Genomic DNA, 21,895 nt, shown 5'->3' with positions numbered 1-21,895 from the left:
AGAAGCCTCTTGTGATTTTAAGCGGAGGCTAAGCAAGGGCCGCTGCAGCGACAGCCCCACTTTTGACAGTATTGATAAAATTTCGATGAAAAATAGCGACGCACCATCCCAGATATCCCACTCACCAACAGGTTCCACTTCTCGGCGCTGGGAGGCTTTGCGCCATCGCGTCGTTGCGCAATGTTTTGGCCGCCTTTTTGGCGCCGTCGGAAGCCGACTTTGCGAGCCGGGCCAGCTGCCAACTCGCGGTATCCACCGTGTACTCGTATGTCGTCCCAATCACCGGCTCGGCAATGCCATCTTGCTCAGTCCGTTGCTCGCCGAAATCGAGGCGCTGTATCCCGGATCGGAAATTGACCTGGTCTGTGGCGGTGGTGCAGCGGAGGACTTATTCGCGCACCGCTTCCAGGTTCGCCGGGTATTCAGCCTGCCGCGAAAAATCGCACGACATCTATGGCTGACGATCACGCTGCTTCGGCAACTGCGAAGCAATTCCTACGATCTGGCCATCGACGCCTGCAGCGGTTCGCAGTCCGGACGGCTGCTGCTGGCCTTCGTCAAGGCCCGTTTCAAATTGGGCTTTCCGGATGCCCTCGGGAAAAGGGACTCGGCTTGGCACAACTGGCCATGCCCGGAGCACCTCGCACATCGCAGTGTTTTTTTGCTTCGCACAGCCTACACGGGAAAGGTAGATCGAGCCTACCCACCACTCAATTTGGGGCTATCAGATAGCGAGAAGCAGCAAGCCCGGCAGGCGCTCGTCGCTGTACTTGACGCCTCAGGACAGCGGTCAGGAATAAGCCGACCGGTTATCGGGATATTCGCCAACGCCACTGGTGCCAAACGATACGGTGAAGATTGGTGGAAGCAATATGTCGGTGCTCTGCGAACTTTGAAGCCCGAAGTGCTGATCGTCGAGCTGATCGCGGAACATGGCCAGACACTGCTAGACGGCAACTTTGCTTCTTACTACACGCGTCATCTGCGTCGTCTTGCCTCGATGATCGCAAACATGGACGGTTTCATCAGCGCAGACTGTGGCGTGATGCATTTGGCCGTCGCCAGCGGCACCCCAACACTAGGCTTGTTCTCGGTGACTTGTTTGAGAAAATACGGCCCATACGGGCAAAAAAATACGGCCATCGATACCGAGACCATGAGTGCTTCAGACGTGGCTGCCATCACTGCCGAGTGGCTGAGTTTCGGCATACCCACGGCTTCGCCACCCTTGTCATCCTTCAACCATTGACAGGGTCATCGCATCGACCGAATACGTTCGGTCGATGTAGAGCACTTTGGCATGCGTGTTTTGTCGCACGCTTTCTCCACTAGCCGGTTGCCTTATGCAGTCCCATTCAAACCGTTTCGATGCGCTGCGTCTGTTATGGCCTTGGCTTCCGCTGTGGATCACTGCCGCGTTGGCCGCAATCTTCATGCACGGCCCGATGCCGATGTATTCCACCCGGACACTCTCGGTCGCCTGGGAAATGTGGCATCAGCACAGTTTCATCGTGCCAATGCTCAACGGCGCACCTTACAGCGATAAAACGCCGATGCTGTACTGGCTGATTCATGCGGGATGGGCCATCGCCGGAGTGGGCGACATCTGGCCCCGTGTACTCGAAGTCATGATGGGGGCTGCCGAGCTGGTGCTTGCCACCGTGCTCGCACGCCGCTTGTTCCCTGAACGCGTGGCGGTTGCGCAAGCCACGCCGTGGGTGCTATGCGCCTTCACCTACGCCTTCTTGTTCGGCCTGCAAACGATGTACGAAGTGCTGCTCGCCGCCTGTGTTCTTGCTGCCTTGGTCAGCCTTACCCCTAGCTCGCGTCGTGAAGCGCCCCGTTTCATTGGGTTCGCCCTGGCGCTCGGAATCGGGTTGCTTACCAAAGGTCCGGTGATGCTGTTGCACGTCGCCTTCCCTTGGTTGCTCGGGCCACTGTGGAACGATTGGGCGCGGCGTGAGTCACGACGGTGGTACGCCGGCGGACTACTGGCGGTGCTGACCGGATGCGCCATGTTGCTAGCGTGGGCGCTCACGGCTGCCTCGATCGGTGGTCCGGCCTATCGCGAGCAGTTGCTGTTTCATCAAACGGCAGGGCGAGTCGTGGAAGCGTTCGCGCATGCGAAACCGCTCTGGTGGTACCTGCCGGTGCTACCGTTGTTGGTATTTCCGTTCGCGCTTTGGCCGAGGCTGTGGTTCGCGCTGTGTGCCCTGCGTCGTCCGTTCGAACCGGGACTGCGTTTCGTGTTCGCTTGGCTGGTCCCGGTGTTATTGGTGTTCTCCCTGATCAGCGGCAAGCAGCCGTATTACCTGTTGCCCGAATGTGCAGGTTTCGCATTGCTGTTCGCCGCCGCCGTGACTCGATGGCAGCCGAACCATGCGTCGCTGGCGACCAGCCGCTGGCTGAGTCCCTGGCCACTGGCTGTCTTAGCCGTTGGCGCCGGTCTGTTCCTGATGGCGCTTCCGCAGCTCATCGCGCACGGGCTGATACGTGATACGCAACTCGTCGCGTTGGGGGCTTTCAGCACCGCGTTCGGCGTGCTCTATCTCTTGCTGGGTGGTCTGCTTCTGCCAGGAAGGAGTGAGTTGCACCGCATTGCCTTGGTGGGCCTTCTGGGTGCCGTTGCCGCCAATGGTCTATTCACGCTCACCTGGTGGCCAGCTTTCGATCTCAAGCCTGTGGCCGTGTTACTGGCACGTGCCGAAGCTCAGGGTCGACCCGTCGCCAATCTGGAAACGTACGACGGTCAGTTCGACTTTCTGGGCCGATTGACACTACCTATTGCGCAGCTGTCCGAAGGCGAATCGGTGCAGGTGTGGGCAAAAGCACATCCACAAGGATTGATCGTGAGCTACCCAGCCACGGTGACATCTCTCGATCGACGCATAGCTCTTTATGTACAGCCGTTTCGTGGCGTGTGGTTGACCATATGGCCAGCCAGCGAATTGGCCGCCGGTCGCGAAGGCCTGCCGAAGGCGAACTAAACAACCGCACCCTTCGGACGAATTTTCCAACTGAACCCGGTTGAAAAGAGCACGCTATCAAATTTTCAAATAATCATCACACGCGGTGATGAGTTCTCGCAGTGTCGGCTCATCCGCATCAGGACGGGCCGCCAGCAGGGCGCGAAGTTCCCCAATCTGTTTATTGTCTGGAATCAGTTCGGACGGACTTTCCCACATCCAGTCGATCACGATCGGCAAAAGTTGGGTGGCAGACAACGTGGCCACTTCATGCCGGGTGGGTACATACATGCCCGCCCGAAAAACGGGGCTATCCAGCCCATGACTTTCCCTGGCCGCCTTGAAAGCACTGGCGGGCATGCCGAAACGATCGTCGGGGTCAGTCATGGCAGGTCTCCTTCTCTTTGCTGCGAGGCGTCGGCTCGCGTTCTCGTTGTGCTTGCATGCCGTGAATCTTCTTCTGCGTGGAGGTAAATCGATGTCGTGCCGATCGAGCTGTGGCGAAGATTCTGCTGGATGTGGTGGATCGGTGTTCCGTCTTCGGCCTGATGCGTAGCGGCCGTATGCCGTAGCCAATGAGTCGACGCCCGCCGCACTCGGGAGGCTTTGGCGGCATCTTCCTTTTGGAGCGTATCCGCAACATGCCGGAAGGTGGCCTTGACGATCTGATAGATCGCCGTGGGAGTGAGCGCAGAAGCGCGGCCGGCGATCCCCAGAATGGCCGGTATCTTGCCATTGTCGGCCGGCGCGGGCGGCAACCCATGGAAGCCCCGATAGCGCGCGAAATCCTCCATGAGATGGTCGCTGAGGGGGATCTGACCCTCGACGTCGCCTTTGCCCACGACATGGAGCCACCACCGACCACGAACGCGCTGGAAATCGCTCTCGCAGGCCGCGGCGGCCTCGGAAGCCCGTAAAGCCGTTTCGTACAGGAAACGCAGTACCCAACGAGCGCGTTCGTAGCGTTGGCAATTCCGGTTCGTCGACCGTGGCCAACCGTCGATGCTGTGAAGCACGTCGTCCCAAAGGGATCGGTCCAGATAGCGCTCGATAGCACGGGGCATCCCGCGACGCGCGCGTCGCCGCTGCAACACAAACGGACTGCCGGCGAGATAGCCGGCGCGTACGAGATAGTTGAACAGCCCTGCGAGGATGCCCAAGGCCTGACGTCGGCTGCGCTCGGCCAATGGTCCCGTGAACAGGCGCCGATGCTCACCACGACGGGCCAGACTGTCGTCGCACCAAGTGGCGGGCGGATGGCAGAGAAATGCTTCGTAGGCGATCACATCCTCGCGGGTGAGGCTCGACACCGGCTTGCCACGTATTTGCGTGGCCCAGAGCAGCAGCCGTTCTGCCTCCTTGCGGTAGCTGCGAAAGGTATGGGGCGAGTCGTGATATTCCGCCAGCCACAGGCCGATCGCCGCCACGTCGTCATTGGCCGCAATCTGTCTGGCCACGTTCGCCGGAGCACGGTTGGTTCCGGCGCATCCCGACAGGACAGGAGGCAGGGCCTGGGGTACGGCGAGGCTCAAAGGATGTTCAGTCATGCTTACCGATGTCCAATGCCGCGGGACCACCAGCGTACTGCTGAATTACTTTCGATTATAGGGATTATCATAACTTTCTTGATTTAATCATTACACATATAACGTAATACTATGATATACATGATTCATATCCTGCGAAATTGACCCGCCAGCAACTGAGAATGCCCATGAGCCGTGTCAGTGATACCCGCCAACGTACCCGCGAAGCCGCTGCCCAGCTCGTTGTCGGCGGCAAACGACCCCACGAAATCACGGTCGACCAGATCTATACGGCCATCCAGCAGGGCAGCCGCACGACGATCAATGACGAGTTGAAGCTGTGGAAGGACGAACGTACAAAAGCGGACGCCCTCGGCGCCGATCTCCCGGCCGCTGTGGCCGATGCGATGCGCACCCTGTGGGTGTCCGCTGTCGAGCAGGGCGAAGCGGTATTTGCCGAACAGCGGGGCGCCTTGGAGACCGCTTTGGCGGAGGCCGAGCAGCAGCGGAATGCAGCCCTGCAAACGCGCGCCGATGCCATGGAGATGGCGACAGCACTGACCGAACAGTGCGAAACACTTCGACATGAAGTTGCCGCGCAGCAAGCGCGTGTGGAGACCGAGATGGGTGCGAAGAACCAAGCTCTGCAGGATGGGCAGGCGCTGCAACAAAGGTTCATCACCTTGCAGACCGAGACGGCTGAACAGATCGAACGTATCCGTCAAGCTCAAACCGAACAGGCCGAGGAATTCCAAGCCGCGATCTCGAGCCGAGATGCGGCTTTCCAGATCGAACGCGATAAAGCGAATGAGCGACTGGAGATCGCGCAAGCACGCATGCTGCAGGAGATCGACGCCGCACGCGAAGGCCAGCGGCGCGCGGAAAACCAGCTGACCAAAGCGCGAGAGCGACTGGAACAGCAGCAGGCCAGCTTGGCGGAGTTACGCTTGGATGCAGGGCGCCATCGTCGCGAGTTGGCTGAGCGTGATATCCGCCTTGAAGCACTGGCCACTACTGTCGCAGAGCGGGATCGGATGGTCATCGAGTTGGCCGCAGTTCGCGGTCAATTGGAAGGGATGGGCACGGCGGTGCAGTCGCTCGAAGCCCGGGCGAAAGCCGCAGAGGCTCGGTTAACTCAGACACCTGCACCGCCTCGAAAACGCCGGCAACATTGAACATCGAAAGACGCGCTTTACATTTTTGGGGGTTGGGCAAAATTAGCCATGCGGTCGCTTGAAACTCGGGCTACCGCCGCCGAGTCGCGCCTTACTGCTTAGCTGGCCGAGCAGGCATCGCCGGCGACGGCTCGAAGTAAGTATCCCCCGGCAAAGCCGGGGGCTTTACGATTGCTGGCCCCTCAAAGGGGCCTATTCGCAATCGGCGAAGATCAAGAGCACAAAGCAACACAGCGCGGAGCGAAATCCCGGAGCCGTCAAACTTTGAGAGTCCCCCGGCAGAGCCGGGGGTTTTCCATCGACTAATAAGCGGGGCAAGCAGCGGGATGCGTAAGCCATGTTTGAGGCCTATGACCCAATTTTTCCCATATCCGGGCACGACCCTAAATCCATGACAGACAAAGAATATTTATCCTTATCCCGGTTTTCCGTTCCATTGCTCCCCAAACCCCTACATCGCGACGAACGCGGCTCTCGCAGCCTCCTGGATCGCATGCGCCCTACCTTCCAGGGTGCCGTGATCGTGGGAGGACACCTCAACGAATGGAACGGACATTTTTTGGGAATCCGGATTCGAGTGTGGTCAACCACACGTCAGCGTGATAGAGATCGGTCAGCACGGCAGCCTTCCCAAATGCGCTGGCTATCTTCCGTGTCCACCTCGTCGTATCCGACGATGCGGCCTAGAAGCGGCGGGTCCCGCGCCAGAAAGCCCGCTGCTTCCTCGTCTGATACAGGTCTTTTCAGCGCAATACCCATGCACTCCTTCACCCGCTCGAACAGCTCCTGCCGGACGAAAAACCGGCCAATTCGACGCTCATCCACGGCTCAACTCCTTAAAAACTAATCAGCTGATAAACCGGATTTCATTGTGGTGAAACACAGCCAAATCCGGATGACCGATTTTGTCGTCCCATGCTCACTTGAACGTTCCGCTGACCGCGATGCAAGAGACGGGCCGTCCGCCGTCGGGTAACGCACTGCTCTTGCGTGGCGTAACGGGAGCGTGGCGGTCAGTCCAGCGAATGCGATGTGAGCGCTGCAAATTGTCGGCCCGTGACAACGACGAGGGCCGACGGATCGCGCTGCAGCGCCAGAGGTATCGAATAGAGCCGCCCGGTGAGTTCGACGTCGTCCGTCACCACGTACACGAACGCGTGTTCCTCTGCGGCGTGCGCAAGGTGCGCGCGGGCCTCTCGCACCAGGACGTCGTCCAGATAGGTCTCCCGGCGACCGGACGAGGCATCCAGGAACCGGATGACCTGACGCTGGGTGCCGGCGGTCAACCAACGACTCGCGGCCGAAGCCTTCGACTGCTGTTCGGGCGTGCCCGCCTTCCGCAGCTTCTGGATTTCCTCGCGTTGCGCGGCGCCGATGGTGATGTGGGCGCCACGTGCCGCCAACGCCTCCAGGAAGCGATCCAAGGCGCCGAGATAGCCGCTCTCCATCAGGATGTTGGTGTCGATCGCGAACATCGCGCCCTGCTGGATCCGCGCTATCAGTTCGGCCAGGGACGGCCCCGGCGGAGGCGCCGCGGTGCCGGCGGCGGACGCCTTCGCCTTCTTGCTGCCGGTCACGTCAATGCCCATCGCTGACAGAACCAATCCACCGACGAACACGGGGACGGCCGCGATGCCGGCGACAACGTAGGCCACCTGCCGCCCGGTAATGAACCCGGGTCGCTTGTTCTCACTGCTCATCGGTACCGCTCGCTATGCTGGGAGTGGGTGCGTCCGTCAAGCGGCCAAGAAGCGCGGCCAGTCGCTCGCGCTCCTCTTGTGCCGCCTGCCGTTCCGCCAAGGCGACCGCGAGAGCCTCCCGCTTCTCGTCGAATGCGGACTGCAGGGCACCCATCTTGCGGGTGACCGTATCGCACTGCAAACGAGCGCTGTCGAGGGCGTCGACGGTTTGCTGGTGGGAGGCCTGCCAGCGCGCCTCGGCGGCCGCTTGGGCCGTGGCCAGACGGCGCTCGGCAGCCTCGCGCTCGGCGGCGGCGTCGCGGCCGGCCTGGGCGAGGCGGTCGGCGAGGTCCTGGCGCGCGGCTTGGAGGCTGTCGCGTTCGCTTTCGAGACGCGCAATCGTCTGCAACTGAGCGCGCTCGCTGGCCGCCAGCGCGGCCCGCTCCTCGCGGAGCTGGTCGAGTTCGGCTGCGGTGCGTGCCGCCACGTCGGCCTGCTGCATGCGCGCCGCGGCGGCTTCCGCCTCGAGCCGATGAATGAGCGCCTCGTGGCCCGCGGCGATGTCGCGCGCCTCCTGACGCTCGCGGATGGCCTCGGCGAGTTGGGCTTCGAGGTGGCTGACGTAGCGAGTACGTTCCTTCTCGACGGTGGCCAACTCCTCGCGTTCCTTCACCAGGGCGCTCTGGTCGGCGGCGAGGGCCGCCTCGCGGGCCGCGGCGGCGGCCTCGCGCTCAGCGAGCGCGGCGCGCTGGGGCGCGAGCGCGGCTTCGGCCTCCGCGCGGACCGCAGCGCGCAGCTGATCGAGCAGGGTCAGGAACGCTGGGGGCACATCGTGCACGGGCACGGCCTCGGCCCCGGGCAGCAAGCCCTCGGACACGGCGCGGCTGTAGAAAGACTTGAGCAGCGGGTGCAGGGTCGACGCGGAGCCGCGGCCGAGCACACGGGTCAGCATCGCCACGGTCGGCTGCAGGCCGATCGCGATCGCGGCGCGGGCGATCGCGTCAACGTCCCCCTGAGTGGCCTTCGCGCCTTGGCGTGCGGCGCCGGCGGTGGCGCGGTGGCGCGCCAGCGCCTCCACGAGCGTGTCGAAGAGCGCCGGATCGTCGAGGCCTTCGGCCGTGGTGCGCGGCGGCGGTGTGCCGAGGGTCCGGCCGACCCATCGCACCAGAGCTGGGAAATCGAACCAGACTTCGTCCGGCGCCGCGAGAATGCCGGTCTCGACCGCGCTGCCGTGTTTGGCCAGCACCAGGCCGCCGGCGACCCATCGCGGGCGTTGCCCCGCGCCGTCGGCCTCCTGCAGGTAAGCGGGCGCGGGCAACTTCTGACCCGGCGGTGCGGTGACGGGGTCGGCAACGGTGAGCACGAAGACGCCGTCCGCCGGCGACGCCGGGCACGGCAGGTAGGTCAGCGCGGCGGGGGTAAGCCAGACCTGCCCACTCACGGTCGGGAAGGCCACGACGGATCGGCCGGCGGGCGTAGTCTCCGGCGTGAAGTGCACCATCCCGAAGCGCTCCACGTCCACCTGCTCCCGCGCCCGCGGAGCAGCCGACGCGGACGCGTTTAGGCGTCCTGTCAGCGCCACCACCGATTGGCCGGTGTCGCCGAATGCGCAGAGCGCCACCAGCAGTTCATCGCCAGTCCAGGTCCGTCGGGCGCCCGGCTGGCCATTGGTGAGCTGGTCGATCAACGCAAGCCACGCGGCGCGTGCCTGAGCGTCTCTGTCGGCGCCGTTGCGGCGGGAACGGGGCGAAGGGGGCATGAAATCGGCACTCGAGTGCGGCTGACGGCCGCGTTGGGCCGCATCATGCGCGCCGCGCCGATCCGCTGTCAATAACGCTGAAAAGCACTGCATTACTGGCGTACAGCTAACGCCTTCGAGAGATATGTATCATGCATAGACAATGGCCCTTGTTGCAGCATGATAAATAGGGCGTACACTCGGCGTGCCGGATGGGCCGGGCGCGGGAGGAAACCATGGAAAGTGTGCCGAGGGCGGTCAGAGACCGCGTGGCGGTCGAAGCGGCAGCGCTGCACTACGTGCTCGAGTTGGCGCTGGCGCATCCGACGTTGCGGGCCGAGTACGACCGCCTCGCCGGCACCGCGCTGGCGACGCGGCGCTCGCCGCTGGAGCGCGCGATCGACGTGGCCAGCGGCCGCGACGATGCCGAACTGCAGGGCTTCCTGACGTTCGCCAAGGATGTCCTGTGGGATCGCGCCCCGGACGCTACGCGCGAGGCGATTCGAGCGCAAGTGCGTGCGGCGATCGCCGGCGACGCCGCGGAAACCGTCGGCCCGGCTCCTGGTCGGGTGAAGGAGTCGCCCCGTGGCGCCCACTGAGCCGCACGCCATCCTGCACACCGCGCGGTCGTTTGCGCGAGACCACCTGGTGCCGTGCGCCCGCGATCTCCTCACGTGGCGCACCACCGGCGCGCTCCCCGCCGGCCGAATGCGCGAACTCGGCGAGATCTTCCGCCCGCTCAGCGAGCACGACGCCCTGCAGCTGGCCGAGCGCGCGGTCGAACGCGCCGCGCTGGAGTATGTTGTCGCTGGCGTCGCGAGCCCGCCGCCCACTCTGCCGGCGACGCCGCATACCATCGACCCCGAGGGCGCCGGCCGCCGCCGGCGGCAGAGCGCCGGCCGGACGGGACGCCTAGCCGACCAAAAACTGGCGCGCTCCCGCCCCGAGCCGGGCGACCCGGCGCCGGCACGGCTCCCCGCCCCGACTCTTCACCGCGTCGATCGGAACGTCCAGCGGATCACGCTCGCAGCCGCCACGCTGGCGCTGGTGCAGCGCCTCAGTAACGACCGCTGGCAGCTGCAGAGTCCCGAGGGTGCCACGCTGGCCGAACCAAGCTTCGCCGCGCCGAAGGAGGCGTTGCGCTACTTCAACGGGCCGCTGGCCCTGGCCGAGGGGATCAGCGGCGCCTGGCACTACCACCTGTCGCGGGCGCCGAAGGCGGTCCTGGCCCTGTGCGGCGCCCGCACCATGGCCACCGCCGTGCCGCTGGCGGCGTGGGGCACGCGGTCGCATCTCAACGAACGCTACTGCGCACGCTGCGCCGCGCTGGGCGGTCTGGCCGAAGCGAAGGCGTAGGACCGCAAAGACTGATCGTGAGGAGACCGCGATGGCAACCATGAAAAACCTGCAACACGCGACGACACCACCACCTACCGGGGGCCGCACCGGCCTGCTGGCCGGCCGCGGCCGCGTGGGGGAGCGCAAGTGCCTCAATCAGACCCACGCCCAACGCACGCCGGAGCGCCAGCTGGCCAGCTTCACCGTGAACCCGGAGCACGCCTGAGATGGCCCACCCGAGCGGAACCCACGTCGTTGGCCCCTGCCCCTACTGCGGACAGCGCTACACGCTGACCAACTACATGCGCCGCTTTCACGATCCGGCCAGCGACGGCGCGGGCCGCTGGCTCACGGACACCCATCTCATCGCGTGTTTCCGCAAACATGCGGTGACCCCGACCCGGCGGCTGCGCGACGGCGGCACGGTGCCGGAGCTGACCGACTCCGTCACCCTTTCCCTCAGGACTCGCGCGCCAGGCAAGTGGCTCGCCGTCGACCGCGAGACGGGCGAAGTCTGGCGCGGCGCGCCCGACGGCTGGCAGCGCGCCGAAGCCGGCGACACCGCGGCCCTGCTGAGCGTCGGCGCCACCCCGGCGAGCGACGTGCTGGCCGCCGCCGCCGCGTGGCGCGCCGCCGAGCAAGCGGCATCGCCCGTGCCCTCGGACAAGCGCGCCGCCGAGGCGCGCCTGAAAGCGGCGATTGACGGCTGGATTAGCTCCCATGACTGAGACGCCCGCGCCGCGCCGCCGTGGGCGGCCGCCAAAACCGCGCGCCCCAAAGGAGCCGCGCTACCCACCCTTACCCTGGGCTGCCGAGCGTGCCCAGCTCAGGGCGCGGGCACGGCATAGCCCACCCGTCGCGCTGCTGCTGGGATCCCCGGAACAAGTGGCTGTGCCCGGTGGCTCCGGCCTGGCGCCACGTACGGTGGACCAGCTGCGCCTGGAGCTGACCGCCGATCAGGTGAAGGCGACCCGGGCGGACCGGGATCACCGCGAGCGCTTCGACTACGAGGTCCATGCGGCCAACAGCGCGCGCGGCCTGGCCTCCGACTGGCTCAACTGGCTGGCCTTCTGCCTCCACTTCGATCGCGTGGTGCTGCCGTCGGCGTTCGACGACGTCGCCGACTTCATCGACATCCTGATCGCCGCCGGACGCAAGAAGGCCACGCTGCAGCACCACCTGTGGTCGATTACCCACATGAACTGGCGCTGCCATTGCCCCGATCCCATGGACGGCAAGAACGCCCAACTGTGGTGGCGCGATCGCGTGCGGAAAAAACTGTCCGGCGAACAGAAGCAGGCCAAGCCGTTCGGCTTCGGCGCGGTCGAGCAGGCCACGGCGTGGTTGCGCGATCCTGAGCGGCCGCGACCTGGCCGACGCGCCAAGGCAAAGGACCGCGAGGTGGTTGCTGCCGCCCAGCGCCGCCGCGACCTGCGCGACGCCGCGCTGATCAACACCGCCTATGACCTCATGATGCGCTCGGCCGAGCTGGTGTCGGCCGAGTGGGACCGCATTGCGGTGGAGTCGAACGGCAGCGGCACCTACCGCTTCGGCAAGACGAAGACGGATCAGGAGGGAGTTGGCCTCATCCGCTACCTTCGTCCCGAGACTGTGCAGGACCTTGAGGCGTGGCGCTCCGTCGCTGGGCCGTCGCCGTTCGTCTTCCACGCGGTGCGCGAGCACGACGCGGACCACGAGCCTCGGCCTGTACCCGAGGCCATCACCGACGCCGCCGACCGCGAGCGCGTACGCTGGCCACCGCTAACCACCCAGGAAGTTGGCGTGATCTTCCGCCGCGCGGCGCGCCTGGCGGGCGTCTCCGTGGCGCACCTGAGTGGGCACTCGACCCGGGTTGGTGGTGCCCAGGACATGGTCGAGGCCGGAGCAACCGACGCCGAGGTGCAGCAGGCTGGGCGGTGGAAGGATCCACGGATGCCTGCGAAGTACGCCGCCCACCCCGAAGCACGGCGCGCCGGCGAGCGCCGCTTCCGGAAGCTGCAGCGGCTCTGGCCTGCCGAGGACCCCGATCGTTGAGGCCACCCAGCGGCAGTACCGCCATCCCGGTCCGAATACCTCAGTCTCAGTGCGCTCAGCGACGGGGACTCGCTCTACCGCTTGGCGGGCCAGCGCCTGTCTCTGCTGCGCCTGCGTCAGGAACTGGCGGTGATTCCCCTTGCGCTCCCCGACCGGGGCGCGTTATCACGACGGCGTGGCGCGCGCGTCTACCTGCTCTAGCAGCCGCCCTTCGACCGCGGCCAGTGGGACGTCGAGGAAACCGTCGCACTCGACGCGCCGGAGGCTCGCGGCGCATGGCCGCCTGGCTCGCCGGCGCGGAATACACATGGCTTGACGATCCCGACCGGGAGTGACCGACGAGGCTCCGAGTTGCCACACAGCGTTCGCCAGTGGTCCGTGCGCGCTCGTGATGCAAGTGGGGACAGCAGCTGTCCCCACCTTGGTCGGCTTACATCGACCAACCGTCGTTCATGAGCACCATGGTGGCCTGCGCCTTCTGGTGCGGCTCTAGCAGCTGGTTGAGGCTGGGGAAGGCAGCGCGAACGGCCCGATCGCTGGCCCACTCCGGAACATCGACAACGGTGTAGGTGTAGGTCACCGCGGACATGGTCTGACCCAGACCGTCGGACGGCTCGCTGAACTGCACCACCTCATCGACGCGACGGTGCCCCACGCAGAAAGATACGCTGCCGGGCTTGACCAGCGATTGCTTGCCCTTTTCGGTCAGAGCGTAGGCCGTGCCGGTCTCCGGCTCCTGCCCGGACGAGGGGATCTGTGCAGGCTTGGAGGTGAGTAGTCCTGCCTTTGCCAGCGCGTCGAATGCTGTGCGCGCCGCGGTGTTGGGCTGTAAAGCGTAATTCGTGTCGCGGACGATCACCGGGTAGCCGTGATCGGTGCCTTTGACCCCTGTGAGCTGGCCAAAGCCGAAGCTCAACGGAGTGCAGTCGTCCGCGAAGTGCTTGTTGATGGCCGCTTCGAAGTTGCTCTTGCTTGCATCCCTGGCGGAGCCGCACGCTGCCAGCACCGCGGTGGATAGAATGGCGAGAGCGAGTCTGAGTACCTTCATGTTTCGTCCTGTCGTGGTTGAGAGACACCACTATCCACTAGCGGCTGGCGGTCCCCAAACTTGACGGCGATTCTGATGGCCAACCTACAGCGCCGGCGGTATCAGCGGTTTCAAAGCGCGCACCGTCTGGTCCGTGCATGCGCATGCGGCAAGTCGCTCCTGCGAACTGACCTGCATCAGTGCCCGCTGCGGTCCTCACCGCCCACACTGCGGGTTCCCCTAACGGAATCCCCTACATGCAACCGCTCACTGACCTCCTGCGCGACCAGCACGTCTGGATGCGGCAGCTGCTCGATGAAATTCGCCACCTCGGCCTCGGTAAGGAAGCCGGCCGCGCGCGGCTGCGTCAGGTACGCGGGCTGATCGTCGAACACGTCCGGCGCGAAGATGCAGAGCTTCTCACGTCGCTGCAGCGCCATCCCGCGACGAAAGCGCTTGCGCAGACCCACGCGGCTGAGATGCGGCACCTGTCCGGCGAGATCCTCGCGCTCTTCGAGAGCTGGCAGCACGGTGCAGGTGATCTGGCGTTCGCCCGCAACTACGGCCGTCTGCTGGGACTGCTCAACCTCCGCTGGACCCGCGAGGAAGTACACCTTTACCCAGCTTACGAGGACCATTTTCTACGCGCCGACACGGCCTGAATTGGCGTCGCGGTTCGGCCGGTTCCGCGCGACACCGGCCCTCTCTCGAACCCGAACGCGCCCTTCGCCGCTTCCTCCCGGCGGCACCCGCACCCACCCTCGACGGCTCCTGCCAGGGGCACTCCAACGGCGCCTGCTACCGGTTCCCAGGCCCACACCGTCGACCAACGCCAGCCTGGAAGCGCCCCCCCTCGCGCGAGGGCGAACCGCCTCCTGCCAGCCCTTGGCCTCTTCTTTCGGGCGTCGCCCGATCCAGTGGTAACGTGATAGTGGCCGGTTCGTATTTGCCGCACACAGACCCCACGGAAAGGAAAGGCCGGCATGGCCGCGATAACCCGTAATGACATCCGCCGGCGCCTCAGCGCCTTCGCCAAGACTTGGGCCAGCGCAGCCCGCGAGCAGGCTGACGCCAAGCTATTCTGGGCACGCTTTTACGAGTGCTTCGGTATCCAGCCCGAATCAGCGACCCTCTACGAGAAGGCAGTGACCAAGCTCGGCGGCAGCCGCGGCTTCATCGACAGCTTCATTCCCGGCCTGCTGGTGGTTGAGCACAAGAGCCGCGGCAAGGATCTGGAGGCGGCCTTCGCACAGGCGAGTGACTACGCACTGGCCCTGCACGAGGCGGAGCGGCCGCGCTACATCATCACCTCCGACTTCGCTCGCTTCCGCCTCACTGATCTGCGCGAAGGCAGCACGCACGAATGCGCGTTGAAGGACCTGCCCAAGCGTGCTGACTGGTTCGGCTTCCTTGTCGACGACGCGGCCGCCATCACCGAGGAGTCGAAAGCGGACCGCAAGGCCGCCTACCAGGTTTCCGAGTTGCACCAGGCATTGCTCGAGGCCCGCTTCACCGGCCACGACCTCGAAGTCTTCATGACCCGACTGCTGTTCTGCCTGTTCGCCGACGACACCGGGATCTTCGGCAGCAACGGCCAGTTCACGCGGCTGGTGCAGCACAGTCGCGAGGACGGCAAGGATCTCGGTGTGCGGATCGCCGAGCTGTTCCAGGTGCTCGACACGCCTCACGAAGAGCGCCAGTCCACGCTCGACGCCGATCTGGCCGCGTTTGAATACGTCAACGGTAGCCTGTTCGCCGAGCGCACCCGCATCCCCGCGTTCGATCATGCGCTGCGGCAACTCCTGCTGCTGTGCGCCGATCTGGACTGGACCGGCATCTCACCAGCCATCTTCGGCGCCATGTTCCAGGGCGTGCTGGAACAGCAGCACCCGACAGACAAGCGCACCGCCACCCGCCGCGAGCTGGGCGCCCACTACACCAGCGAGCGAAACATCCTGCGCCTCCTCAACCCCCTGTGCATGGACGAGCTGCACGAGGCCTTGGTGGCGCCCAAGCGCACGCGCGCCTCCTTGCGGGCTCTCTACGACCGCTTGCCGACGCTGACGTTCTTCGACCCAGCCTGCGGTTGTGGCAACTTCCTGGTGATCGCCTACCGCGAATTGCGCCGGCTGGAGATGGCGCTCATCACCGAACTGTGGGGCAACGAACGCGGCGTGCTGGACGTGTCGACCCTCTGCCGGGTCAGTGTGCGGCAGTTCTACGGTTTGGAGATCGACGACGCGGCCGTTCACATTGCGCGTGTCGCCCTGTGGATCACCGACCACCAGATGAACCTGGAGGCGGCCGAGCGGTTTGGCACCACGCGCGCCACCGTGCCCCTGGTGGCCTCGCCGACGATCCTGTGTGCCAATGCGTTGCAGACCGACTGGCGCGACGTCCTGCCCCCGGAGCGGTGCAACTACGTCCTCGGTAATCCTCCGTTCGTCGGCGCCAAGTACATGTCCGACGCGCAGCGAGCGGACGTGGCGCCGGTGTTTGCGAAGCTGCCCAACGGAGGCCTGCTCGACTTGGTCGGCGCCTGGTATGTCAAAGCGGCGCAGTACATCGAAGGCCACCCGCACATCGATGTGGCCTTCGTCTCGACCAACAGCATCACCCAGGGCGAACAGGTAGGCGTGCTGTGGCCGTGGATGCTGGAACACAACGTCCACATCCGTTTCGCGCACCGCACGTTCCAGTGGACGAATGAGGGCAAGGGGGTAGCCGCGGTGCACTGCGTCATCGTCGGTTTCGGACTGCGTGAGCCGGAGAAGCACACCCTTTACCTGTACCAGAACGGGATCAAGGGTGAACCGACAGCGCTCCCGGCTAAGCACATCAATCCGTATCTAGCCGACGCGCCGAACGTGGTCCTGAAACGACGAAGCAAGCCCTTGTGCGCGGTACCGGAGATGGTATCGGGCAACAAGCCCATCGACGGCGGCAACTACCTGTTCACGTCGGAGCAGCGTGACGAGTTTATTGCCAAGGAGCCAGGAGCGGCACCCTACTTTCGCCGCTGGCTCGGTGGCGAAGAGTTCCTCAATGGCCTGGAACGTTGGTGCTTGTGGCTGGGGGACGCCGAACCTGACGCCCTCAAGACCCTTCCGTTGGCCATGCGGCGAGTTGCCGCCGTTCGTCATTTCCGTGCCCAGAGCAAGAGCGCGCCAACGCTCAAGCTCGCGGACACGCCGCGACGATTCCACACAGAGTTCATTCCGAGCGCAAACTACCTCGCGCTGCCGCAAGTTTCGTCGGAGCGGCGGGAGTTCATCCCTATTGCCTTCCTGGACGACACCGTCCTCTGCGGGGACAAGCTTCGCCTGGTCGATCGTGCGACGCTTTTCGACTTCGGTATCCTGACGAGCACGATGCACATGTCGTGGGTTCGCTGTGTCACGGGTCGACTCAAGAGCGACTACCAGTACTCCGTCAACATCGTCTACAACAACTATCCTTGGCCCCAGGACGTTGCCGAGGAAAAGCGCCGCGCCATCGCCCAGGCTGCCGATGCCGTTCTGGCGGCGCGCCGGGTGCATCCGGATGCCACGCTGGCCGCCCTCTACGATCCCAACGCGATGCCTGGCGATCTTCGCGAGGCGCATCGCGCGCTGGATAAGTCGGTGGACGCTGCATACAAATACCGTGGCGCCAAAGACGATGCGGCGCGCGTGGCCTTTCTATTCGAGCGCTACCGGCAATTGGCTGGCACGTAGCCATCACACAGCGCATGAGATCCATTCGACAGCCTGCTGGCAGCCCTTTTCCCTGTCCGCAGGCTTGTAGTAGCCTACCGACAGCCGTATTGACGGACCCCGCGCAGGGTGAGCTGATCCGACTCCGACGCGCAAAGCAAACCACTTTCGTTTCCTCCAGTGGCGGCTTTTTGAGCCTTAAACGGATCGCTCGTGCATGCCGCTCTGGAGCACCTCATGACCAGTTCTGTGAAATCGACAGTCGACGCCGTTCGTTTGGCGGCAGTCGAAGAGTTTGGTCTCGCCCTGCCTTTAGCCAAAGCAAGGAATGCGATCTCTTTGCTTCTGTATGGCAAGCCATACAGCTCCGCAATAGCCGCCGAAAAAGCCGGCGCGAGTCTCGTTCCAAAACCGAACGTGGACTCCGCTGCGCCTGTGGCCCACAAGTACGGCGTCGACGTCGCTCTGTTGTGGGACGCAGCCATGGCCGCCCTTGATCTGGAAACCACCGAGATCGACGACGACGACGAAACGGGCTACGACGACGTCGATGTGTTTGGCGGTTTGTGTACTGTGATCGGTGGCGTCGAGCGAGCGATCGCAAACGGCAGTGCCGCGTGGGCCTCCTTCCTCGACAACGACGATCTGCTCGACCAATTTGGAACCGATGCTCTTCTAGACTTAAATGAGGCCAGCGACGAGTTCCACGACATCCTCGACAACGCCATCTCTTCTGATGGGCGAAGCCTTATGAGAGATCTTGATCGCCTCGCGAAGCGCCTTCCGCTCGGTGCGTTCGATCCCATGTGGCTGGAGGCACTACGGCATCGTACGGAGGCTCTATCAGCAGTCCCGCCAAAACCTCGGCGGCTCAACCGGTCAGCTATGGTCCTGATGGTCGCGCCCGACCTAAGCGCCTTCGCCGACTCCTCGCTGCCCTGGGTCAATTACGATCGGGTCGACTTTGCGAGACTGGCCGACGTGCTGGCGGCGAGCCTGATGGTGCCAGCCGGCAAACTTCGGATAGCCAACGACGTGATTGATCAGACCACGATCTACAGGAGGCACAACATCGGCTCCGGCGACTTGGATTTTGAAGACGTTTCGGCGCAGGTATGGGAAGCGGCCGAGCAGCAGTCTTCGCGTGTACTCGATGTCAGGGCGCGTATCGCGGCAGTCCACCATTTCCCAGATCGGCGTCACGCGCCGCCGCCGATGGGGATCCTCTTTGTGCTGGAGACGACCGACTTCGCCGAGAACGCCCACCTGATCGTCAACGCGCGCGGGTCGCTTGGAATTACTGCCGGCACGCCTGCGCAGTTCTTCCGCGAGGCTGGCGCCCCGCCGCTGACCTACGAAGGGCACCTCCCAAATAAACTGAAAAGCGTCCTCGAGGAGTTGTTCGGTGCCCCCTACCACCCAGACGTCCTGCTAGGTAACCCCGTCAACAAGAACACACCAGCGTGGATCAGACGCGAGCGGGACCAAGAGGAATAGAAGCGTTACACGGACGCCTGCTGGGCATTCTCAACCGTCGCTGGGCTGGCGAGGAGATCTGCCTGAACCCGGCCTACGACCACTATCTGCGCTCCAACGCGGCGTGAATAGGCGCCCGTAGCGACACCCGGTGCCTGCACCCATGGCCTTGCTGGCCGCCAGCTACGCGCTATTCTCCGTGCAGCGTCCGCGCGCGGTTGCGCCGACGCCGCAGTACTAGAGGCTCGCCTCCCGGCGCGCCTGGCGTCCCGGCCCACCTGGCGAGTCTGGTCACACACGCGATGCAACCGGTTCCTTCCTACCTCCGCCAACACCCACGCCTCGAAGAGGCGGTGTCCACGTGCCAGCCCACACGCAACCATTCGGCCTTGCTCGACCACCTCCGCCGCGAGCCCGCCCTGGCCACTGCGCGCCTGGCCACGACGCGCGGCGACACGTGGCTGCACCGCCGCAAGGTGTTCGGCGCCGACGGTACGCTGGTCGCCGACGATCACGAGGCGTGGCTGGCCGGACAAGTGGCGCGCGATGGCGGCAACGTGCGGGCGACGTGCGCTCGGCTCGACGCCGCCGGCTACCGCCTGAGCAAGTGCCAGATCACGACGCTGTACGCAGTCGTCGCTGGACACAGTGGCGACCCGTCAGACTTCCTGCAGATCGAAGTGGACCTTGAGGAGGAGGTCCTCGATCGCGAACTGCGGCCCGGTGGCGCCTGGCGCATGCCGCGCACGCTCGACGAACTCCAGCGAGAGGCTGACCAGGGCCTCGAACTCCCGCTTGCCCAACGCCTGCCCGTGCGGCCGCGCGCCTACCGGCTGCGCCGCATCGTCGATGTGGAGGCCTGGCTGCAGGTGGCGGACGCGATGGAGGACGTGAAGCGCGAGCAGTTCCGCGGCCGGCGCTATCGGGTGACGTCGTCGTCGGGGCCGGGGTCCACGATCCAGACCGCAGACGAGCTGTTTCCAGGCTGGGATCGCTTTCCCGCCAAGCACCGGCGCTTCTTCCGCGACTGGCAGCGCTCCAGCGCCCGCCCGCACCGCCTGTGCGACCAGTGGGTTCTCCAGCTCACCGACTGGACAGATCCGCGCAATGGCCGCCGCACCCTGGACATGGTCCCCATGTGGGCCTTCAACCGCCCGCTTGCCAAGGTCAACGCGGCCAAAGGCAGCGACTACGAGTTCTACGGCACGCTGGAAAAGCTGGATCGGCGCACGGGCGTCCCCTTCGGTTGGTTCTTCTACATGCTGCACGGCAACCGGGTCGAGGCCGATGCCGGCCGGCGTGTCATCCGCGCGGCCGAAGCCGGAACGATCGTCATGCCCGAGTGCGACTACCGCGTGCTCAAGGATTGGGAAGCGGAGCCATACGGCTTCTGAGTCTGGCCCGCGCCCTCGCACGCACTGAGACAGGCCGGTGGGAGCATTGCGCAGGTTCTCCTCTAGCTCGACTGCGCATGACAAAAACCGCTTCAAACCTGGAAGGCGACTGGGTCGTCGTGCTCTGGACGAACGGCGCGCCGGCGGAAGTTTGTCGGCGGCCGACATGGAACGCGGCAAACACGGAGCGAACCGAACGCGCCGCGTCGGCGGGCGGTCGGCTGACGATCGAGGACGCCTCCAGCTGGGCACGTTACCGTCCTACGCCTGCCGGCTAATGTGCCGCGCGGAAGCTTAGTTACCGATATTTCGATACTTCGCCAGCGCCCGCTGCTCGTCCACAATATGACCGTCCGCACCGAACTGGCCTGCTTCACTGCAGAACTCGCTGAAAGCCGTCCCGCACGCCTGGCACCCGCACTCACCGGCACAGCGATCGGCACAATGGTCCGTGCACACACACGGCAGCGCTGTATCGGGCGCGGTCTCGGCTGCGCTCAGGTCCGGGAAATACCCGTCGGTGTGGGGATAGCGGCGAAGGCCGGTGGCAGTCGGCTTGGTCATGATTCAGTTCCCGCAAGAGCCGGCGAAGCGGTGATGTTGTCTGGCGCGGCGCTGCAGCGACCGCCGCGCCGGACCAGAACATGGCGCACGGATGCCCGTGTTTCGCCCATCCGGACCGTGGCAGCGACCGTACTGTACCAACTCCACCACGGAGCCTGTGTCATGCCACCATCCATCGAGGCCATCCTGGCCGACCCCTCGACGTCCAACTGGCTCAAGGCGAGCCTGTCCGCGGCTCTAACGCGCGACCCCGTTGACGCCGCGAACGACGCCTGCGTGCTCAAGTTTGTGCTTGAGCAACGCAGCGACGCCGTGCTTCACAACACCTACCGAACCGAGGCGCACTGATGCGCTGGATCCTCGTGCTGGCTCTGCTGGCGCCCATCGCGGCATCGGCCGCTGAGGTGCTTGAAGCGCGAGACGCCTTTCACCTGGTTGGAGCGACGCGCATCGACACCGGGCTAGTGCTCACGTGGGCCGTTGCGCCCGGCTACGCCGTCTACCGCGACCGGATCCAGGTACGCGCATCGGCGTCCGGCACGCTGACCGGCGCACCGTTCCTGCCTCGAGGAGTCATGGCTGCCGACGGGCTCGGTGGCACGGCCGAGGAATACCTCGAACCCTTTACGATGCGCATTCCGGTTGCGGCCACGGCCACGGGTCTTGTGTCGGTGCGGCTACAGGGCTGCCACGTGGTCGAGCCGCAGGTGTGCTTCCCCCCCTTCACGGTCGACGTGCCGATGGAAGGCACCCTATCGGGATTCTCTCCGCGCGGCTGAGGCCGCGCCATCGGACTGGGCTACCACCCGTACGGAGAACGGCTGGAGCTATCCGCACCAGCGTCGGCCGGCGCGCACGCCGGCATCCCCGACAAGCGATGCGGCGACAGCATCTGCCTCGCGGACGCGCTTGCTGAGGCCGAGCCAGCCCAGCCAGACGACACCACTGAGCGCGGCAGCCAGCGCAACCTCATCGAAGCCCCGGTCGGCGCCGATCAGCGCGGCCGCGCCGGCGCAGAGCAGAACGCCAATGGAGGCCAGGAGGTGGCCACGTACCACCCTGCCCCACGCCCGCGCGAGCAGGAAGCGCCGAACGTAGGCCGGCGCGCCAAGGATGGCCCGGCTGACCATCAGGTACCCGAACGCGATCGTGACGAGGCCGAAGACACGCCCGACGATCGCCGGCACCACCACGATGTGCACCCCGATCCACGGCGCCCACCGGGTCGGCCGGCGCGAGCGCAGCTCGTCAAAGTCCTGTTGCCAGCGCTCGCGGCTCACGAC

Annotated in this window: 22 protein-coding genes; 14 read left to right on the top strand and 8 right to left on the bottom strand. The window is 65.0% G+C overall.

Going from position 1 to position 21,895, the window contains the following annotated elements; translation table 11 throughout:
• The first annotated feature begins 85 nt into the window (after nucleotides 1-85).
• Both AC3WTD_RS01510 and AC3WTD_RS01505 read left to right on the top strand, forming a co-directional pair.
• Entirely contained in the window at nucleotides 86-1,249 is a 1,164-nt protein-coding gene (locus tag AC3WTD_RS01510) for a glycosyltransferase family 9 protein (protein WP_015447893.1), read from the top strand.
• A 94-nt stretch (nucleotides 1,250-1,343) separates the two neighbouring features.
• On the top strand, nucleotides 1,344-2,987 hold the full coding sequence (locus tag AC3WTD_RS01505; protein WP_015447894.1) for an ArnT family glycosyltransferase: 1,644 nt from the start codon (nucleotides 1,344-1,346) through the stop codon (nucleotides 2,985-2,987).
• 57 nt (nucleotides 2,988-3,044) lie between these two features.
• On the opposite strand, the gene AC3WTD_RS01500 is transcribed toward AC3WTD_RS01505, so the two are convergent.
• Both AC3WTD_RS01500 and AC3WTD_RS01495 read right to left on the bottom strand, forming a co-directional pair.
• The gene (locus AC3WTD_RS01500; protein ID WP_043795550.1) at nucleotides 3,045-3,353 is read right to left on the bottom strand and encodes a hypothetical protein; all 309 of its coding nucleotides are present in this window, start codon (nucleotides 3,351-3,353) and stop codon (nucleotides 3,045-3,047) included.
• Entirely contained in the window at nucleotides 3,350-4,513 is a 1,164-nt protein-coding gene (locus tag AC3WTD_RS01495; RefSeq protein WP_015447914.1) for a tyrosine-type recombinase/integrase, read from the bottom strand. Before AC3WTD_RS01495 ends, AC3WTD_RS01500 begins: the two co-directional genes overlap by 4 nt.
• A gap of 167 nt (nucleotides 4,514-4,680) precedes the next feature.
• Between AC3WTD_RS01495 and AC3WTD_RS01490 the strand changes: the two genes are divergently transcribed.
• Nucleotides 4,681-5,667, top strand: coding sequence for a DNA-binding protein (locus tag AC3WTD_RS01490; protein ID WP_063090038.1), 987 nt, complete (start codon nucleotides 4,681-4,683; stop codon nucleotides 5,665-5,667).
• Nucleotides 5,668-6,261: 594 nt separating this feature from the next.
• Here AC3WTD_RS01490 and AC3WTD_RS01485 read toward each other — a convergent pair.
• The 3 genes from AC3WTD_RS01485 to AC3WTD_RS01475 form a co-directional block, all read right to left on the bottom strand.
• Nucleotides 6,262-6,492, bottom strand: a complete 231-nt coding sequence (locus AC3WTD_RS01485; protein ID WP_157769735.1) for a hypothetical protein — start codon at nucleotides 6,490-6,492, stop codon at nucleotides 6,262-6,264.
• A 188-nt stretch (nucleotides 6,493-6,680) separates the two neighbouring features.
• Entirely contained in the window at nucleotides 6,681-7,367 is a 687-nt protein-coding gene (locus tag AC3WTD_RS01480) for a hypothetical protein (protein WP_015447882.1), read from the bottom strand.
• Nucleotides 7,357-9,033, bottom strand: a complete 1,677-nt coding sequence (locus AC3WTD_RS01475) for a DNA-binding protein (RefSeq protein ID WP_041676756.1) — start codon at nucleotides 9,031-9,033, stop codon at nucleotides 7,357-7,359. The genes AC3WTD_RS01480 and AC3WTD_RS01475 overlap by 11 nt, the downstream gene beginning before the upstream one ends.
• A 287-nt stretch (nucleotides 9,034-9,320) precedes the next feature.
• On the opposite strand from AC3WTD_RS01475, the gene AC3WTD_RS01470 reads away from it, so the two are divergent.
• The 5 genes from AC3WTD_RS01470 to AC3WTD_RS01450 all read left to right on the top strand — a co-directional run bounded on the left by AC3WTD_RS01470 (nucleotide 9,321) and on the right by AC3WTD_RS01450 (nucleotide 12,456).
• Entirely contained in the window at nucleotides 9,321-9,683 is a 363-nt protein-coding gene (locus AC3WTD_RS01470; RefSeq protein WP_235645294.1) for a hypothetical protein, read from the top strand.
• A complete protein-coding gene (locus AC3WTD_RS01465; protein WP_235645295.1) occupies nucleotides 9,670-10,440 on the top strand; it encodes a hypothetical protein in 771 nt (256 codons plus the stop codon). Before AC3WTD_RS01470 ends, AC3WTD_RS01465 begins: the two co-directional genes overlap by 14 nt.
• A gap of 31 nt (nucleotides 10,441-10,471) precedes the next feature.
• Nucleotides 10,472-10,648, top strand: coding sequence for a hypothetical protein (locus AC3WTD_RS01460; RefSeq protein ID WP_235645296.1), 177 nt, complete (start codon nucleotides 10,472-10,474; stop codon nucleotides 10,646-10,648).
• 1 nt (nucleotide 10,649) lies between these two features.
• On the top strand, nucleotides 10,650-11,150 hold the full coding sequence (locus tag AC3WTD_RS01455) for a hypothetical protein (protein WP_235645297.1): 501 nt from the start codon (nucleotides 10,650-10,652) through the stop codon (nucleotides 11,148-11,150).
• A 196-nt stretch (nucleotides 11,151-11,346) separates the two neighbouring features.
• Nucleotides 11,347-12,456, top strand: coding sequence for a tyrosine-type recombinase/integrase (locus AC3WTD_RS01450; protein ID WP_235645299.1), 1,110 nt, complete (start codon nucleotides 11,347-11,349; stop codon nucleotides 12,454-12,456).
• A 430-nt stretch (nucleotides 12,457-12,886) separates the two neighbouring features.
• On the opposite strand, the gene AC3WTD_RS01445 is transcribed toward AC3WTD_RS01450, so the two are convergent.
• Nucleotides 12,887-13,504, bottom strand: a complete 618-nt coding sequence (locus AC3WTD_RS01445) for a hypothetical protein (RefSeq protein WP_235645301.1) — start codon at nucleotides 13,502-13,504, stop codon at nucleotides 12,887-12,889.
• 236 nt (nucleotides 13,505-13,740) lie between these two features.
• Here AC3WTD_RS01445 and AC3WTD_RS01440 point away from each other — a divergent pair, with 236 nt between their 5' ends.
• The 4 genes from AC3WTD_RS01440 (at nucleotide 13,741) to AC3WTD_RS01425 (ending at nucleotide 20,048) form a co-directional block, all read left to right on the top strand.
• Nucleotides 13,741-14,145, top strand: a complete 405-nt coding sequence (locus AC3WTD_RS01440) for a hemerythrin domain-containing protein (protein ID WP_235645302.1) — start codon at nucleotides 13,741-13,743, stop codon at nucleotides 14,143-14,145.
• Between the two features lie 321 nt (nucleotides 14,146-14,466).
• On the top strand, nucleotides 14,467-17,199 hold the full coding sequence (locus AC3WTD_RS01435) for a class I SAM-dependent DNA methyltransferase (protein ID WP_235645303.1): 2,733 nt from the start codon (nucleotides 14,467-14,469) through the stop codon (nucleotides 17,197-17,199).
• Nucleotides 17,200-17,415: 216 nt separating this feature from the next.
• The gene (locus tag AC3WTD_RS01430) at nucleotides 17,416-18,675 is read left to right on the top strand and encodes a hypothetical protein (protein ID WP_235645304.1); all 1,260 of its coding nucleotides are present in this window, start codon (nucleotides 17,416-17,418) and stop codon (nucleotides 18,673-18,675) included.
• Between the two features lie 368 nt (nucleotides 18,676-19,043).
• Nucleotides 19,044-20,048, top strand: a complete 1,005-nt coding sequence (locus AC3WTD_RS01425) for a hypothetical protein (protein ID WP_235645305.1) — start codon at nucleotides 19,044-19,046, stop codon at nucleotides 20,046-20,048.
• 294 nt (nucleotides 20,049-20,342) lie between these two features.
• On the opposite strand, the gene AC3WTD_RS01420 is transcribed toward AC3WTD_RS01425, so the two are convergent.
• Nucleotides 20,343-20,612: a hypothetical protein gene (locus AC3WTD_RS01420; protein ID WP_235645306.1), complete on the bottom strand. Its 270-nt coding sequence runs from the start codon at nucleotides 20,610-20,612 to the stop codon at nucleotides 20,343-20,345.
• A gap of 162 nt (nucleotides 20,613-20,774) precedes the next feature.
• Between AC3WTD_RS01420 and AC3WTD_RS01415 the strand changes: the two genes are divergently transcribed.
• Nucleotides 20,775-20,960, top strand: coding sequence for a hypothetical protein (locus AC3WTD_RS01415; protein ID WP_235645307.1), 186 nt, complete (start codon nucleotides 20,775-20,777; stop codon nucleotides 20,958-20,960).
• Nucleotides 20,960-21,391: a protein-disulfide reductase DsbD N-terminal domain-containing protein gene (locus tag AC3WTD_RS01410; protein WP_235645308.1), complete on the top strand. Its 432-nt coding sequence runs from the start codon at nucleotides 20,960-20,962 to the stop codon at nucleotides 21,389-21,391. Before AC3WTD_RS01415 ends, AC3WTD_RS01410 begins: the two co-directional genes overlap by 1 nt.
• A 48-nt stretch (nucleotides 21,392-21,439) precedes the next feature.
• Here AC3WTD_RS01410 and AC3WTD_RS01405 read toward each other — a convergent pair whose 3' ends face one another.
• Nucleotides 21,440-21,892, bottom strand: a complete 453-nt coding sequence (locus AC3WTD_RS01405; protein WP_235645309.1) for a hypothetical protein — start codon at nucleotides 21,890-21,892, stop codon at nucleotides 21,440-21,442.
• Nucleotides 21,893-21,895: the final 3 nt, after the last annotated feature.

It is taken from the genome of Rhodanobacter sp. FW106-PBR-R2A-1-15, assembly GCF_058789735.1.
This window is presented reverse-complemented; position numbering and strand designations above follow the sequence as displayed.